General features: G+C 57.0%; 12 protein-coding genes. 6 read left to right on the forward strand and 6 right to left on the reverse strand.

Translation table 11 applies throughout. From position 1 onward, the window contains the following. Positions 1 to 95 precede the first annotated feature (95 nt). Both HDF10_RS04890 and HDF10_RS04895 read right to left on the reverse strand, forming a co-directional pair. On the reverse strand, positions 96 to 2,042 hold the full coding sequence (locus HDF10_RS04890; protein ID WP_260177611.1) for an alkaline phosphatase family protein: 1,947 nt from the start codon (positions 2,040 to 2,042) through the stop codon (positions 96 to 98). A gap of 230 nt (positions 2,043 to 2,272) precedes the next feature. Then, complete coding sequence (locus HDF10_RS04895) at positions 2,273 to 4,003, reverse strand: multicopper oxidase family protein (protein WP_260177612.1); 1,731 nt, start codon at positions 4,001 to 4,003, stop codon at positions 2,273 to 2,275. A 168-nt stretch (positions 4,004 to 4,171) separates the two neighbouring features. Between HDF10_RS04895 and HDF10_RS04900 the strand changes: the two genes are divergently transcribed. Further along, a complete protein-coding gene (locus tag HDF10_RS04900; protein WP_183810972.1) occupies positions 4,172 to 4,975 on the forward strand; it encodes a glycosyltransferase family 2 protein in 804 nt (267 codons plus the stop codon). Here the strand turns inward: HDF10_RS04900 and HDF10_RS04905 are convergent. Further along, positions 4,957 to 6,282 (reverse strand): ArnT family glycosyltransferase, encoded by a 1,326-nt coding sequence (locus HDF10_RS04905; RefSeq protein ID WP_183810974.1) that lies wholly within the window; start codon positions 6,280 to 6,282, stop codon positions 4,957 to 4,959. The two genes, HDF10_RS04900 and HDF10_RS04905, sit on opposite strands and share 19 nt — an antisense overlap. A gap of 16 nt (positions 6,283 to 6,298) precedes the next feature. Continuing rightward, entirely contained in the window at positions 6,299 to 6,940 is a 642-nt protein-coding gene (locus HDF10_RS04910; protein ID WP_183810976.1) for an O-methyltransferase, read from the reverse strand. Positions 6,941 to 7,221: 281 nt separating this feature from the next. Here HDF10_RS04910 and HDF10_RS04915 point away from each other — a divergent pair, with 281 nt between their 5' ends. Genes HDF10_RS04915 through HDF10_RS04925 form a run of 3 tightly spaced genes read left to right on the forward strand, consistent with a single transcriptional unit; the run spans position 7,222 to position 11,177 of the window. After that, entirely contained in the window at positions 7,222 to 8,031 is an 810-nt protein-coding gene (locus HDF10_RS04915) for an MIP/aquaporin family protein (protein WP_183810978.1), read from the forward strand. Between the two features lie 51 nt (positions 8,032 to 8,082). Further along, complete coding sequence (gene glpK, locus HDF10_RS04920) at positions 8,083 to 9,579, forward strand: glycerol kinase GlpK (RefSeq protein WP_183810980.1); 1,497 nt, start codon at positions 8,083 to 8,085, stop codon at positions 9,577 to 9,579. Then, positions 9,576 to 11,177: a glycerol-3-phosphate dehydrogenase/oxidase gene (locus HDF10_RS04925; RefSeq protein ID WP_183810982.1), complete on the forward strand. Its 1,602-nt coding sequence runs from the start codon at positions 9,576 to 9,578 to the stop codon at positions 11,175 to 11,177. The genes glpK and HDF10_RS04925 overlap by 4 nt, the downstream gene beginning before the upstream one ends. A 32-nt stretch (positions 11,178 to 11,209) precedes the next feature. Here the strand turns inward: HDF10_RS04925 and HDF10_RS04930 are convergent, their stop codons facing one another. Beyond that, positions 11,210 to 11,971, reverse strand: a complete 762-nt coding sequence (locus tag HDF10_RS04930) for a heme-binding domain-containing protein (RefSeq protein WP_183810984.1) — start codon at positions 11,969 to 11,971, stop codon at positions 11,210 to 11,212. A gap of 1 nt (position 11,972) precedes the next feature. After that, complete coding sequence (locus HDF10_RS04935; protein WP_311732667.1) at positions 11,973 to 13,061, reverse strand: metallophosphoesterase family protein; 1,089 nt, start codon at positions 13,059 to 13,061, stop codon at positions 11,973 to 11,975. A gap of 64 nt (positions 13,062 to 13,125) precedes the next feature. On the opposite strand from HDF10_RS04935, the gene HDF10_RS04940 reads away from it, so the two are divergent. Then, the gene (locus HDF10_RS04940; protein ID WP_183810986.1) at positions 13,126 to 13,725 is read left to right on the forward strand and encodes an RNA polymerase sigma factor; all 600 of its coding nucleotides are present in this window, start codon (positions 13,126 to 13,128) and stop codon (positions 13,723 to 13,725) included. Further along, positions 13,722 to 14,528: an anti-sigma factor family protein gene (locus HDF10_RS04945; RefSeq protein ID WP_183810988.1), complete on the forward strand. Its 807-nt coding sequence runs from the start codon at positions 13,722 to 13,724 to the stop codon at positions 14,526 to 14,528. The genes HDF10_RS04940 and HDF10_RS04945 overlap by 4 nt, the downstream gene beginning before the upstream one ends. Positions 14,529 to 14,530 lie beyond the last annotated feature (2 nt).

Genomic DNA, 14,530 nt, shown 5'->3' on the forward strand with positions numbered 1-14,530 from the left:
TTCTTCATTTTATTTATGGCCAGTGTGATTAAGAAATTACTTCGACGGCCAGCGTGGGCTGACCGTCGAAGGTTGGATCTTGAGCCGTGCTGCGGTTATTTGGTGGAGAATTGGAAGTCATCCGTCAGATCGCCAATTGCAGGGCTGTTGGTCGGGACGTAAGGGCTGTTTGCTTTCTGGATCGGGTTCGGCAGGTTGTCGCGGCTGCGGTCGGAGATGGTGGGCAGGCCCCAGTTCTTCTCGATGAACTTCATGAGGGAGACGTGATCGCCATACTCGTGCGAGACTTTTCCGCCGGTGGAGTACTTGGAGACAACGATGAGGGGAATGCGGGTACCGTCGCCGAAGAAGTCGACGGGTTGGATGTAGCCGGAGTCATAGTATCCGCCGCCCTCGTCGAAGGTGACGAAGATGGCAGTGTCGGCCCAGAGGGTCGGGTTGGCTTTGACTCCGTCGATGATCTTCTTGGTGAAGCCTTCGAACAGATCGAGTTTAGAAGACGCCGGGTGACCATCGTTGAAGCCGCCGCTGGGCTTGACGATGGAGACTGGCGGCAGGTTGCCGGTGTCGATGTCCTCATAGAGCTCAGTGGTGTCCGCGATGTAGGTCTGGCGGGCGGCCTGAGTTCCCATGAACTGGGTCTGGTACTGGAATGGGTTGCAGATGTTGCAGTATGCATCGAAGGCGTTCGACTCGGTGGGATCGGTTACGTAGAGATCCCAGTTCTCGCCGAAGTATTTGAAGGGTACGTTATGGGCGACGAGATCGTCACCGATGCTCTTCTGGCTGGTGGGAGGAATGGTGAAGGGCGAGTACTGCGACGTGAGCGTGCCGTCGCCGTTGTAGCCGGGGTTGTAGTTGTTGACGAGGTAGTAGTCGCCCTTGACGCAGTTGGGCTTCACAGGCCGCTTGAGGGACTGGAGGTAGTTTGTGACGGCTGGAACGCCTGGCTGGTTGAGGTCGCCGCAGTTGACGTAGCTTCCGCCGCCGTAACCATCCTGGTCGTAGAAGTCGTTGGTCGCGACCTGGGGGTTGGGGTTTTCGATTTCGTTGGTGGGGGGCTTGGTGGCAGCGCCCTTGGTGTTCGTGTAGAAGATGGCATCGCCGAAGCCAAACATGATGTGATTGGCACCGGTGCCGCCCATTACCGACTGGTGGAAGTTGTCGCTGATGGTGTAGTCATCGGCAAGCTTCTTGAAGTACGGAGCGTCGCCCTGGGCCATGTTGTAGAAGCCCATGGAGGTGGCGCCTTCGTGGGTGGTCATTTCGTTGAAGTTGGCTGGCTGCGGGGCGCCGTTGCTGCCGGCGCCGACCGAGACTTCAACCCAGGGGAAGAGGTCGTTCAAGCAACCGCTGGCGTTGTCTTCGGTGGCGTAGTCGGCGTTGCAATCGACCTGCTGCCACATCTGGAAGAAGCGGTGAACGGGGCTGTTGGTGTAGGCGTCGTACGGCAACTTGGATCCACTGAGCTGAAAGACACCTTCGCGCAGGTTGGTGTCGTTCGTAATGCGAGTGTCGGGCTTGCCGCCGGCGATACCAGTCGCGCCAGTGAGCAGGAATTTGTCATAACCAGCCGCGAGACCGGTGTCGGCAAGTTCGGCGACCTTCAGGGTCGTGAAAGGTGCGCTGGTGACGCTTGGCTTTTGAGGTCCGCCAGCGAGAGCCGCGGGAAGGGTGCTGTAGATGCTCTTTTCCTGCGGGCTGTTGGAGTACTTTCCGTTATCAGCTGTGGTGCTATCGACTGCCGAGAACTGAGCGGAGAGGGAGTAGTTTGGCCCAGGCTGGCCCTTGGCGTTGACGATGCCCTTGGAGAGGAGGTTCGACACGGTCTCGCCTGCCTTCGGCTTGTAGGTGGCGTAGACGTGATCGAAGGTACGGTTTTCACCGATGATGATGATGACGTGCTTGATGGGGGTCTTTGTTTCGGGGACGGCAGTTTGGGCGTAGGCGGATTGTGGCAGTCCCGCAAACACTTGCAGCGCAATCAACATCATGGCGCCGCACTTCAAGGTCCCGTTAGGGGCGCTGACAGTACGTTTCAAAGTGATACCTCCGAAGAACTGAGGGAACGGATTGACCCGTTGGGGAATACAACCTCAGTGGGATAACCGTAGAGGCAGTGGCGTGGTTGGTGTGTCACGTCAAAGTGAAATGATCAATAATTACGGTTACGTTGTGGGTGGGATTTCGTCGTGAGAAAAATGTTTTTGAATGTAATAGCTTATTACCACTCTGTTTACATTCGAGTTTGCCGACGCGTGTGACGCCTTAGTTACACGATCACCTTGTACGGCCTCATCATCTCGTTGTCTTCATGCTCGAGGATGTGGCAGTGCCAGACGTAGAGGAGCTCGTCGCCTGGAGAGACCTGCGCTCCATGGGGAAGATCGAAGCGCATGATGACGCGGGTGACATAGCCTGGGTAGGACTTGATCGTATCCTTGTAGGCGGGGCGCTCGTTGCTCTCCGGCGCCATTGGCCTTCCGGTGAAGACGAGCTTGCCGGTCTGCTGATAGGTTGGCACGTCGAAGGTCTGGCGATTCAAAACCTGGAAGCGCACGAGATGGACGTGCAGGGGATGAACGTCGCCGGTGATGTTGATGAAAGACCAGATCTCTGTCGAACCTGCCTTTGGATCTTCGGTGATGGGTTCGTGCCAGCGTGCGTTGCCGAGAAGGCCAGTGATGACGTAGCCGTCGGAGGGGCGCTCTTTTTCTGAGACGAGCAGGAGACGCTCACGGGTCGCGTAGGTGGGAACGAGCGGCTCGAACGGGACAAGCGTTTCGAGGACGACGCTGGTGTCCTGGCTGGAGAGAGGCTTTGTCACTCTGAAGAGCATGACGTCTTCGGCAAGGTACTGGCCGCCCATCGTGTAGGGGGCAGGGGCGTCGTTGACGAGCGAGAAGGATTTGGCTTCACAGCCGGAGAAGTCGATGACGATATCGAAGCGCTCCCCTGGAGCGACGAGGAGGTAGTGGAGTTCGAGGAGGGGGGCAGGGAGGAGGCCGCCGTCGGTGCCGATCTGCTGGAAGGATGGGGTGTCGAAGGAGTCGTTCAGGATCTTTCCGGTGGCGTCGGAGTTGAAGAGACGGAGGTGGTAGAAGCGGGCGTTCGCAGCGTTGACGATTCGGAAGCGATACCTGCGCGGCTCGACCTCGAGGAATGGGGTGACTTTTCCGTTGACGCAGTTGTAGTCGCCGTAAAACTCCTGGATCCAGATGGGATGTTCCTTTGGACCGTTGACAACTTTTGGGTAGTAGAGGGAGCCGTCGTGGTGAAAGAGGCGGTCCTGCAGCATGAGGGGGATTTCGTAGTCGCCTTGAGGGAGGTTGAGTGCTTTCTCCGCTTCGTCGCGAATGAGATAGAAGCCTGCTAAGCCGGCGTAGACGTTCAGACGCGTGATGCCTAGGCAGTGATCGTGATACCAGAGGGTGGTAGAGGGTTGGCAGTTGGGATAGGCAGAGGGGCGGGGGTTGAACTTCGCGCCATGCGGGCCGTGTTCGCCCTGCGCTGTGAACCATGCTTCGGGGTAGCCGTCGTCGTCGGGCATGGCGCAGGCGCCGTGGAGATGCGCGACGTTGCGGACTGCGGGTAGAGACGATTCCGCGCCGTGGATGGAGTGATCGATGGGGAGGAGATGCGTTGTGGGAAGCTTGCTGATCCAGTTGATGCTGAGGGGTTGGTTGCTCTGGGCTTCGATGGTTGGGCCGGGCCAGGAGCTGTTGTATCCCCACAGGGTCGTCGGGGGAAGATCTCGGTGCACCTTTTGCTGAAACTGGTGCGTCTCGATGTCGATGACTTCGTTTGGTTTTCCTGTGGCATGGAAAACCGGCGGAATGGGCAGGGGATCGACGTAGCGGGTGAGCCTGACTCCGCTGCGTATCTGAGCGGGCGAGGCCATTGCCTGTTGCATCGCGGGCACGGTCTTGCTGAGGGTGAGGCCGGCGGCGGAGGTGAGCCCGCGTTGGAGGAGGCGGCGTCTGCTCAGCATCGTGCGGGGCAAGGACCGTATGGAGTTTTTGCGAGGGAATGATTCATTAATTCCGGTTCAATCTGCTTGTTTTGCGATGTGGCTGTAAAGCAAGACACTAGTCCGATCTTGTTACGGCAAGATGAAGGTGTCCTGATCTGGTCTCCGGATTTGGGGTGAAGGGAAATAGAATGAAGGGGCATGCCGAAAGCGACGCTCTCCGTAGCCATCATCACCTTGAATGAAGAAGCCAACCTTGCGCGGACGCTCTCCAGCGTGCGGTTTGCGGATGAGGTGGTGGTGGTGGACTCGGGCTCGACCGATCGTACTCGGGAGATTGCGGAGTCGTTCGGGGCGAAGATTTTTACGGAGGCGTGGAAGGGATTTGCGAGGCAAAAGAACTCTGCCATTGAAAAGTGTGTGGGGACGTGGGTTCTTTCGCTGGATGCGGATGAAGAGCTGACGGTGGAGTTGCAGAGGGAGATTGGGCAGATGCTGGAGGCTGATGCTGAGATGGTGCCACAGATAGATGGCTATCGGCTTCGGCTTCGGCATGTCTTTCTTGGGCGCTGGATGCGTCATGGAGGCTACTATCCAGATCTCAAGCTACGTTTGTTTCGGCGTGTCACGAGCGCTGGTGCGGCCGGCTTTACAGATCGACCGGTGCATGAGTCGGTGCAGGTTGCGGGGAGGGTGGAGACGATGGAGAACGATTTTCTCCATCATGGCTATCCTGATTTGAATATTTATCTGGAACACATGAACCGCTATAGCAGTCTTGGCGGCAAGATTGTTGCGGCAAAGGGGAAGGTCAGCCGGTCGTGGGTGGCTTTCTGCTGGAATGTTGTTTGGGTTCCGCTCCTGACGTTTGTGTGGAACTTTGGGTTTCGGCTGGGTTTTCTGGATGGGCGCGAAGGGTTGCTGCTCCATCTTTATCATTCGGCCTACATCAGCTGGAAGTATGCGAAGGCGTGGCAGATTGGGCGTTACGCCGGCTCCCGCTGAGGTCGTCGCGTGGCGGACTGGAAGAGGTATACGGCGAGGATCGTCATGAGCGGTTCGAGCGGGTGGCGAAAGCGGGCTTGGACGGTGACGAAGTAGTAGGTGAGCGGCAGAAGTGCGAAGGCCCATGCGAAGAGGATGGCTCCCGGGATGCGCTGCTTGAGGGCTAAGAAGAGGCCTAGAAGTCCGGCGAGACTGACGAAGCTGTAGTTCAGAACACGGAAGGTTTCGTTGAGGACTCCTTTTTCGACTGGCTTGGGAACGCTGATCCAGTAGAAGTAGAACCGCTTGAGGGCGAGTTCGAAGAAGCGCAGTTTGTGGGTGCGAATATGTTCGCGTGCGAGCTTGCCTTCACTTTGAACATAGGCATACTCTCCCATATTTTTGTATCGGAGATACTCCGGGCAGACGTCACAGACGGGTACTCTGGTGCCGACGGTGAAGCCGTTGTAGGAGTCGAGAACGGAGTCGTGCAGCTCTGCGCCGAGATTGCCGCGAATCGGGATGAAGGCGTGAAAGACTTTTTCGTTGCGCACCATCCATGGGGCGAGGCAGGCGAGGAAGATGATTCCGGCGATGATGGCTTTGCTAATCGCGGGCCCGAGCGCGGCTTTCTCCTTTGTTGCGCCGAGGAGCATCCAGATGCCGCAGACAGGGAGGAAGAGGAGGATCGTGGAGTTCAATAGAGCGATCATGCCCCAGAAGAGGCCAAAGAGGCACCAGCGGAGGGTGGTTTGTGGATTTGGTTCTGGGGAGTCTTCTCCAATGCTGCGGACACGGAGGGCAAACACGAGGACAGCGGAGAAGAGGAGAGCTGTGAGGGCCATGTCCCAGACCCAGTGAACGGCATATTGCAAGGCGGCGGGGTAGAGCGCCCAAAGCCACGCTGACCAAAGGGCGATCTTGCGGGCTCGTCCGGTGGGTTGAAAGCATCTGGCGGCGATCTCGAAGATGAGGAGAGCTGTTGCTGCGGAGAAGATGCTGTTGATGGTGAGGATCACCCAGGCAGACTTCGCGGTGTAGACGCCGAAGAGTTTGAAGACGCCGGCGAGCAGCAGCGGGTAGAGTGGCGGAACCCAGGCGGTGGGGCCGGAGTGGCCTGTGAATGGATCGGCGTAGCCAAAGCCCGTGGAGATGGCGCGGGCGATCCGGCCCATCTCCCACCCGAATTGGAGGTGGTCCTCCGAAGGGCGGATGCGGTAGGTGTGGGCAAGGGTGACGTAGAGGACGCGGAGTAGAAGTCCGACCGAAAAGAGATACCACGGTGCTCGGAATGGGTGGGACTGTTCCTGCGTTTGTGAGGTTGGCATCCGCTTATTCCTGCGTCTAGCTGCGACCGGCGCGGGGTTGAGCGATGACGAGTCCGCGAGGAGTCGGTAAAAAGACGACGGAGAGCAGACCTTCGGACTCCATCGACTTCGCAGCGTCGCGAACGACTTTGTGGTGTGAGCTGGCGTCGTGCATAAGGATGAGTCCGTTGGGGTTGATCTGGGGAAGGAAGCACTTGACCTCCTGCTCGCGGATGGGCATGTCGGAGTCGGAGAAGAAGAGATCGATGGTGCCGTCGATCTTCATCTCAAGGCTGGACTGGTTGCGGAGTTCGATCCAGGGCTTGAGTGGGGAGGCTTCGAGGCGTTCTTTAGCACGAGCGTAGACGGCGGGGTCAAACTCGCAGCTGATGACTTTACCGAAGCCGTTGCGCTCGAGGCCCTTTGCGATCCATTCGGTCGAGACGCCGAGGAAAGATCCGGTTTCAACGACGAGCCTGGGCTTGATGGTTGTAACCAGCGTTGCGAGGAACTCCAGGACTTCGAGCTCGGCGGTCATAGAGTCGATCATGCTCCAGTGCTCGGGTTGTGGGCACTCGGGCGTGGCGCGGTGGGACTCGGACTGGAGCGTACCGGCGGCGCGATCATGCTGGAGCATGACCTTATGTTCCTGCTTTATCTTCTTGCTGAATAAACCCATGCAAAACTCCCTGATCTTCCATTATGCGGGATCGGAGGGCACAAGGAGGGAGTGGGCAAAGGGCTTCGCTGATTTGCAGAAGAGAGTGTGTGACGGCAACGTCGTCTTTTCTGTCTCGGCGGACGGACCGAAATCTTATTTTGGCCGACATTATGAGGCAATCCTTCGGCTAATGAGAAAAATGTAGATAATGGCGAGCGAGCGGACAGACGGAATCTTCGACTTCCGTGGTGATTCCCGAGTGAAGGAAATCGAACAGGCAAGCCAGGAGAAGACGCTGCATGAGCAAGACGTTCGCGGGGCAACTGATATCAGAAGCAGTGGCTATGTTCCTCATTATTGCCTTCGGCGATTCGGTCGCGGCAATGTACACGCTTTACAGTCCAAGCCCCTACCAGCAGGCGTATTGGGGAGTGTGCATCGCCTGGGGACTGGCGGTGACGATCGCCATCTACACGACGGGCTCGGTGAGCGGTTGCCACGGAAATCCGGCCGTTACGCTGGCGCTTGCGGTATACCGAGGGTTTTCCTGGGGCAAAGTGCTTCCGTATTGCTTTGCGCAGGTGACCGGAGCCTTTCTGGGGGCGGGGATCGTATACACGCTGTTCTCGCCGGTGATCGACAACTTCAATCTGACGAACCACCTTACTCGAGCTACGGGAGGGGCTGCGGGGGTCTTCTTTACTCATCCGGGTCTGGCGATCACGCCGATGCACGCCTTTGGCGATGAGATTATTCTGACGGCGTTTCTGATCTTTGGCATCTTTGCGATCACTGAGCAGTACAACGAGATGGCTCCCGGTGCGAATGCGGGAGCGCTGATGATCGGCTTTCTGGTGGCGTTAATCGGGGCATCGATGGGTTACCTGGAGGCGTGGGCACTCAACCCTGCGCGTGATTTTGGACCACGGCTGTTCTGTTTTCTCGCAGGCTGGGGCGCTTCTGCGCTTCCTTCGCCGCAGAGCTATTGGTGGATTCCCATCGTTGCTCCTCTGCTCGGCGGACTTGTGGGCGGCGGAGCCTACCAACTTCTGATTCGGCCCTTTCTGCCAGCGCGACAGAAAGCGCTGCTCCATGCAGCGAAGACATAGTGCTCGAGAGGAAGAATATTCTTTCAAGTTACGGACATCCAAGGAGACAAGATGAAGTATGTACTCTCACTCGATCAGGGAACGACGAGCTCTCGCGCCATCCTTTTCGATCACGACGGACAGATTGCGGGGACTGCATCGCGTGAGTTTCCGCAGATCTATCCGAGCAGTGGTTGGGTAGAACATGACCCCTTCGACATTCTTACTTCTCAGTTGAGCTCTGCGGTGGAGGTGATGGGTAAGGCTCGAGTACGCCCCAGAGATGTCATCGCTTTGGGGATAACTAACCAGCGGGAGACTACGATCGTCTGGGACCGCGAGACGGGAAAGCCGGTCTATAACGCTATCGTCTGGCAGGACAGCCGTACTGGCGCCATGATGAAGAGACTCGCGGATGAGGGGGCTGAGGAGACGGTCCGGCAAAAGACGGGACTCTTGCTGAGCCCTTACTTCTCGGCGAGCAAAGTCGCGTGGATATTGGAGAATGTTGACGGAGCGCGCGCCCGTGCCGAGGCGGGAAAGCTCGCCTTTGGGACCGTCGATAGCTGGCTGGTGTGGAATTTGACCAGTGGTAAACGTCACGTCACGGATCGGACTAACGCGTCGCGTACGCTTCTCTACAACATCGTTGAAGACAGGTGGGACGACGATTTGTTGAAGCTCTTCAATATTCCCAAGAGTCTTTTGCCTGAAGTTGTGTGGTCCAACGAGAAGGTGGGACAGGTGACGACCTCGCTTGGACTGGGCGAGGTGGAGATTGCGGGCATTGCCGGGGATCAGCAATCGGCTTTGTTTGGGCAGCTTTGCGTCTCTCCTGGTGATGCTAAGAATACGTACGGCACGGGTTGTTTTCTGTTGCAGAATGTTGGTGGCAAGTTCACGCTTTCGAGCCATCGCCTGATTACAACGCTTGCCTGCAGTACGGACCGAAAGCTGGCTTATGCGCTCGAAGGCAGCATTTTTATCGGTGGAGCTGTGGTGCAGTGGCTTCGGGATAACATGAAGTTTTTTAGGAAGTCTTCAGAGGTGGAAGCGATCGCGGCCTCTGTTTCTGACTCGGATGGTGTGGTCTTTGTGCCTGCATTTACGGGCCTCGGAGCGCCGTACTGGGATGCAGAAGCAAGGGGGCTGATCATAGGGCTGCAACGCGGAACACAGATCGGTCATATAGCGAAGGCGGCCGTCGAGAGCATCGCGTTTCAGGTCGCGGACGTTCTTCGTGTGATGGATTCGGATACAAAGAATCCCTTTACGGAACTGCGAGTAGATGGGGGAGCCGCAGCCAATGATGGCCTTATGCAGTTTCAGGCGGATCTTCTGGGTGTGCCGGTTCATCGTCCTGCTGTGCTGGAGACGACTGCTCTTGGTGCTGCCTATCTCGCGGGTCTCTCCAGCGGATTCTGGAGTGGCATCGATGAGCTGAAGCTGCATCGTAAAGCTGACACACTCTTCGAGCCAAAGACGGATAAGAAGCAGATGCAGAAGCTGCAGGACAACTGGAGAGAGGCTGTTGAGCGTTCTCGCCACTGGAACAAGGAGAGCAGATGAATCGCGATGAGATGTTAGCCCGTGTACGCAATCGCAAGGAACCCTGGGACATTGTGGTGATCGGCGGAGGAGCTACAGGAGCCGGAGTTGCCGTTGATGCAGCATCGCGAGGGTACGATGTACTGCTTTTGGAGCGGGAAGACTTTGGCAAAGGAACTTCGAGCCGCGCCACCAAGCTTGTTCATGGAGGTGTCCGTTACCTTGAACAGGGAAATGTCTCGCTTGTGATGGAAGCATTGAAGGAGCGGGGGATACTTCTGCGGAATGCTCCTCATATCGTGAAAGATCTGAAGTTCATTGTTCCCAACTACTCCTGGTGGGAGGCGCCGTTCTACGGTATCGGCATGAAGGTCTATGACTTTCTCGCGGGGAAATATAGCTTTGGCTCGTCGAAGGTGCTTTCTCTTGAAGAGACGTTGCAGCTTCTGCCTACGATTCGCAGGGACGGTCTGCGCGGGGGGGTGATGTACCACGACGGACAGTTTGACGACTCGCGTCTTCTGATCAATCTGATGACGACTGCCGCCGAGCATGGTGCGACCCTGCTGAACTATGCGGGTGTCGTTGAGCTGAAGAAAGATGAGTCGGGCTTTGTGCAGGGTGTGGTGGCGGTAGATGGTGAAAGCGGAGAAAAATTTGAGATTGCGGCTCGTTCCGTGGTGAATGCGACAGGCATCTTCACCGATGAGATTCGCCGGCTGGCGGAGCCCGGAGTCGAACAGATGATGGCGCCCAGCCAAGGGATTCATCTTATGTTCGACCGCTCCTTCCTAGTGGGCGACACGGCTTTGCTTGTACCCCAAACCGACGATGGGCGCGTACTGTTTGCCGTTCCCTGGCACAACCGCACTCTGGTCGGTACTACGGATACGCCCATTGAATCGATATCGTATGAGCCGCTACCCTTTGAGGAGGAGATCGACTTTGTGCTTGAGACGGCGGGCCGTTATCTGAGCCACAAGCCGACGCGGGAGGATATTCTCAGCGTCTATGTCGGCATTCGCCCGCTGGTAAAGGCTGCAGGAGCAAGCGACGGAAAGACGTCGTCGCTGTCGCGCGACTATACGATTCATATCGACCACTCCGGTCTGCTGACGATTGTCGGTGGGAAGTGGACGACTTATCGACACATGGCCGAAGACACAGTGGACCATGCCATGACGCTTGGTCGGCTGGACGAAAAGCCGTGTGTCACAGCGACCATGCATATTCATGGATACCATCAGCATCCCGAGGAGTTTGGGAGTTTGTCCGTCTACGGCTCAGATGCACCGGCAATCCTGGAGCTGTCTAAAGCAAGCCCTGAGCTCGCCGGACTCCTTCATCCTGATCTGCCATACACTGCGGCAGAGGTTGTGTGGGCGGCACGAAATGAGATGTCTCGTACGTTGGATGATGCTCTGGCACGGCGCACTCGAGCGCTCCTGTTGAACGCGCGTGCTGCAATAACGATAGCGCCTGCGGTGGCGTCTCTGCTTGCTAAAGAGCTCGGCAAGGATGCGGCGTGGGCTGAGGAACAGGTGAGGATCTTTGGTGCGTTGGCAGCACAGTACATACCACAGGGAACGAAGTATCCTGCTGCGCCGCCTGTGGTGTGAGCCTGGTGACTTTAGGTGGAGGCAGTCTTTTGCTATTGCTTCAGGTAAGCGATCAAGTCTCGACGTTCTTCGGCTTTGGGAACACTGAAGCTCATCTTGTTATCCGGTATCATCGAATCCGGATCGCTCAGCCACTTCTCTAGCGTCGCCTGGTCCCAGGTCAGCCCGGAGTTCTTCAGCCCGTCTGAGTATGTAAATCCAGCGCTGCTTCCGGATTTTCTGCCAAACACACCTGCGAGGCGTGGTCCTTCGCGATCCACTTCCATCGCATGACACCCTGTGCAACGTCTCTCAAACAGGGCCTTTCCGTGTGTAGCATCGGCGGCTCCCTCCGAAGCTGCTTCGCTCTTTCCCACATTTTTTCCTAGCATAGAAAGGGCAAGCACATCGGACTTGGAAAGGGCTGCATCCCAATGCAGCAACCGGTACTGCAGAGGAGGCATCTCTCCACTCTTCGCTTCTTGAACGATCTTCGACATCAGCACATCTTGCTGATCCGGGGATAGCCCTTCCCATTGCGACAGGTCCATCTTTTTACGAGCCTCAACGATATCCCGCTCGATGAGCCATGATCCCGGAGCGATCCGCGCATATACCGGCCACCGCGTCTCGCTAGAATGGCAGTCCGCGCACTTGGTTATCAAAACTGCTTTTGCATCCGACGGCATCTTTGCGCCTTGTAGTAGCGTGCCGAACCCTTTGGCGGGCTCGACACGCGGATTGCCAAACGGATGCACAAATCCCAATCCAACAACTGAAGCTACAGTCAATACTGCTACTGACCAAACGCGCATTTTAGACTGTCTCCGCGAGTGTGGAGTAGATCACTGCGAGATGATTGTGACCGCGAACAACTTTGACATTGGTCACTCCAAGCACGCTCTCCAACTTGCCTGCGGGGACTGTCATCGGCCCCGGATTCGGCGCGGCTCCTGGAGCAGGTTGCGGAAACGCGGTAGACATCGCGGTGTGGAATGCCACGTTGCCTTCGACCTTCTGGACGACCTGGTGAATGTGCCCGTTCAACACAGTCACCGAACCGAACGGTTTCAGCATCGCTAATGCCTGCTCGCCGTCCTTCGTTCCCCAACCCCACTTTTCATACACCATCCAGAGCGGGATATGGGCAAACACCACGATCGGTGTGGAATGGCTAAGACCTGCCAGATCTGACTTGAGCCACGCCAGTTGGTCGCTGCCCAGGTTGCCCATTGCGTCCACCTGTACGCAGTTGTTCAAGCCGACAAAGTGAACGCCCTTGTGATTGTAGCTGTACCAGCCATTGCCAAGGGTGCCCTTGCCGAAACGCTGCTTGTACTGAACGCCATCGTCGATGTAGTCGTGCTCCCCGGGGACGTAGAACACCTCGCCTCGGAAGCCTTTGATCACCTGTGAAGCTGTATCGAACTCTGCGGCCTTCGAGTTCTGCGTGATGTCTCCGGTGTGAAGCATGAAATCCGGAGCTTTCATGCCTGGAGGGACAAGATTTGCCCTGTCGATCGCCTTTTTCAGCGTGTGTGTCACTTCCGGGTTGGCGCCTTTGTTGAACCCTATGTGGCAGTCGCTTATCTGTACGAAGGAGAAATCCTCGACCTTGCCACTCCCTGCGCCTCTCTTGATCGTCTGCGCCAGCAGCCTTGAAGTTGGCACGCCGCCAACCATTGACCACAGCAGTCCTGTTCCAGCCCATGCCATGCATCCCAGAAAGTTGCGCCGGTCGATGCCATCGCTTTCTGGACTACCGTTTTCTGGGTTTGCAGTACTTTCGCTCTTCCGTACGACTTCGTCTTGTTTAAACCGATTCACGTCGAACTCCCTTTTTTGAATATTTTTGATTGCCTGCACCTCCCTAAACTGGCTTAGCTCGCTTTTATTCCAGCGCACGGGCAAATAATTCGTGGAATAATCTGTCTGCGATTTGGTTAACGGTAGCGATGTTTCCTAGTCGATGCTGTTCTATGCCGTATTCCTGCAACTCGGCAATCTCACACCCACCGAGGCACTCTGCACCGTGTCGTCCGCCACCAGCCGTAGCGCAGACTTCGAGCAACTCGCGCTGCCACTCTTTGGTTCGCTCTACAACCACGCCTTCTGGCTTACTCGCAATCAAGCCGATGCAGAAGACCTGGTGCAGGAGACGTTCTCCAAGTCGCTCCGTGCGTTCGACTCGTTCCAGCCTGGCACTAATTTCAAGGCGTGGATCTTCCGCATCCTACGGAACACGTTTCTGACCACGCGAACCGGTATTGCGGCGTCCCGCACCGTTTTTCTCGAGGATCATCCGGAGACTCTAGCCGCGACTGCTGTTGATCTGACTCCGGAAGACAATCTCATTCGCCTCGGCGATCAGGCCGCACTCCAGAGCGCACTCGAGCAGCTTCCGCCGCTATTCCGGGAGGTGTTGCTTCTCTGCGACGTTGAGGAGATCAAGTACAAAGACATCGCCGTTATTCTCGACGTCCCTATCGGCACCGTCATGTCGCGCATCTCTCGCGCCCGCAGCACTCTTCGTCAACTGTTGCAGCCGCAATTTGGGGAATCCCTATGAATCAGATGTCTCAAAACGATCAATCAACGGAACATCTCAATCCGGACGAGGTCAACGCTTTTATTGACGACGAGCTTTTACCAGGCGAGCAGCAGGGAGTTCAGCATCATCTCTCCACCTGTCATGGCTGCACGCTCCGCGTTCTCTCCGCGACACGACTCAAAGCTGCCACGGGCCGCGCCGGCCAACGCTTTGCCCCGCCGCCCGAAGCCCTCGGACGCCTTACCGCCCAGCTCCATTCGCAACAAACGGAGACCGCGCCGCAGGGGAAGAAGAAGGTCGTATCCTTCGATTCTTTTCGCACTGCGGCGTGGACGGCACTCGCGGCTGCCGTCCTGCTTACCGTCTCACTCTTTGGCTGGCGCCAGATGCATCAAACAAACACCCTCGCTGCAGAACTCCTCGACCAGCACCTCGCCACCCTCTCCAATGGGGCGACCCCGCAGGTCATCTCCACGGATCGGCATACGGTCAAACCCTGGTTTCAAGGGCGTCTTCCTTTTAGCTTCAATCTTCCCGAAACCCTTCCCCCCGACACGATCCTGAAGGGAGCTGATCTCACCTACTTCAACGGTCAACCAACGGCTCTGCTCCTCTACACCATTCACAAACACGAAGTCTCTATCTTTTTAACGCAACGATCCACCAGCCCGACCCTCACCCCTCTGCCCAGAACGCGGGCAGGCTTCTACCTTCGAACCGCCACTACATCAAACCTGAACATTGTCGCTGTCAGCGACGTAAACCCAGCCGATCTTGATCTGCTGGTGGCTGCGCTGGTTTCTATACAGAAACCAGCGTGAAC

It is taken from the genome of Tunturiibacter empetritectus (assembly GCF_014201375.1).
Taxonomy (GTDB): Bacteria; Acidobacteriota; Terriglobia; order Terriglobales; family Acidobacteriaceae; genus Edaphobacter; species Edaphobacter lichenicola_D.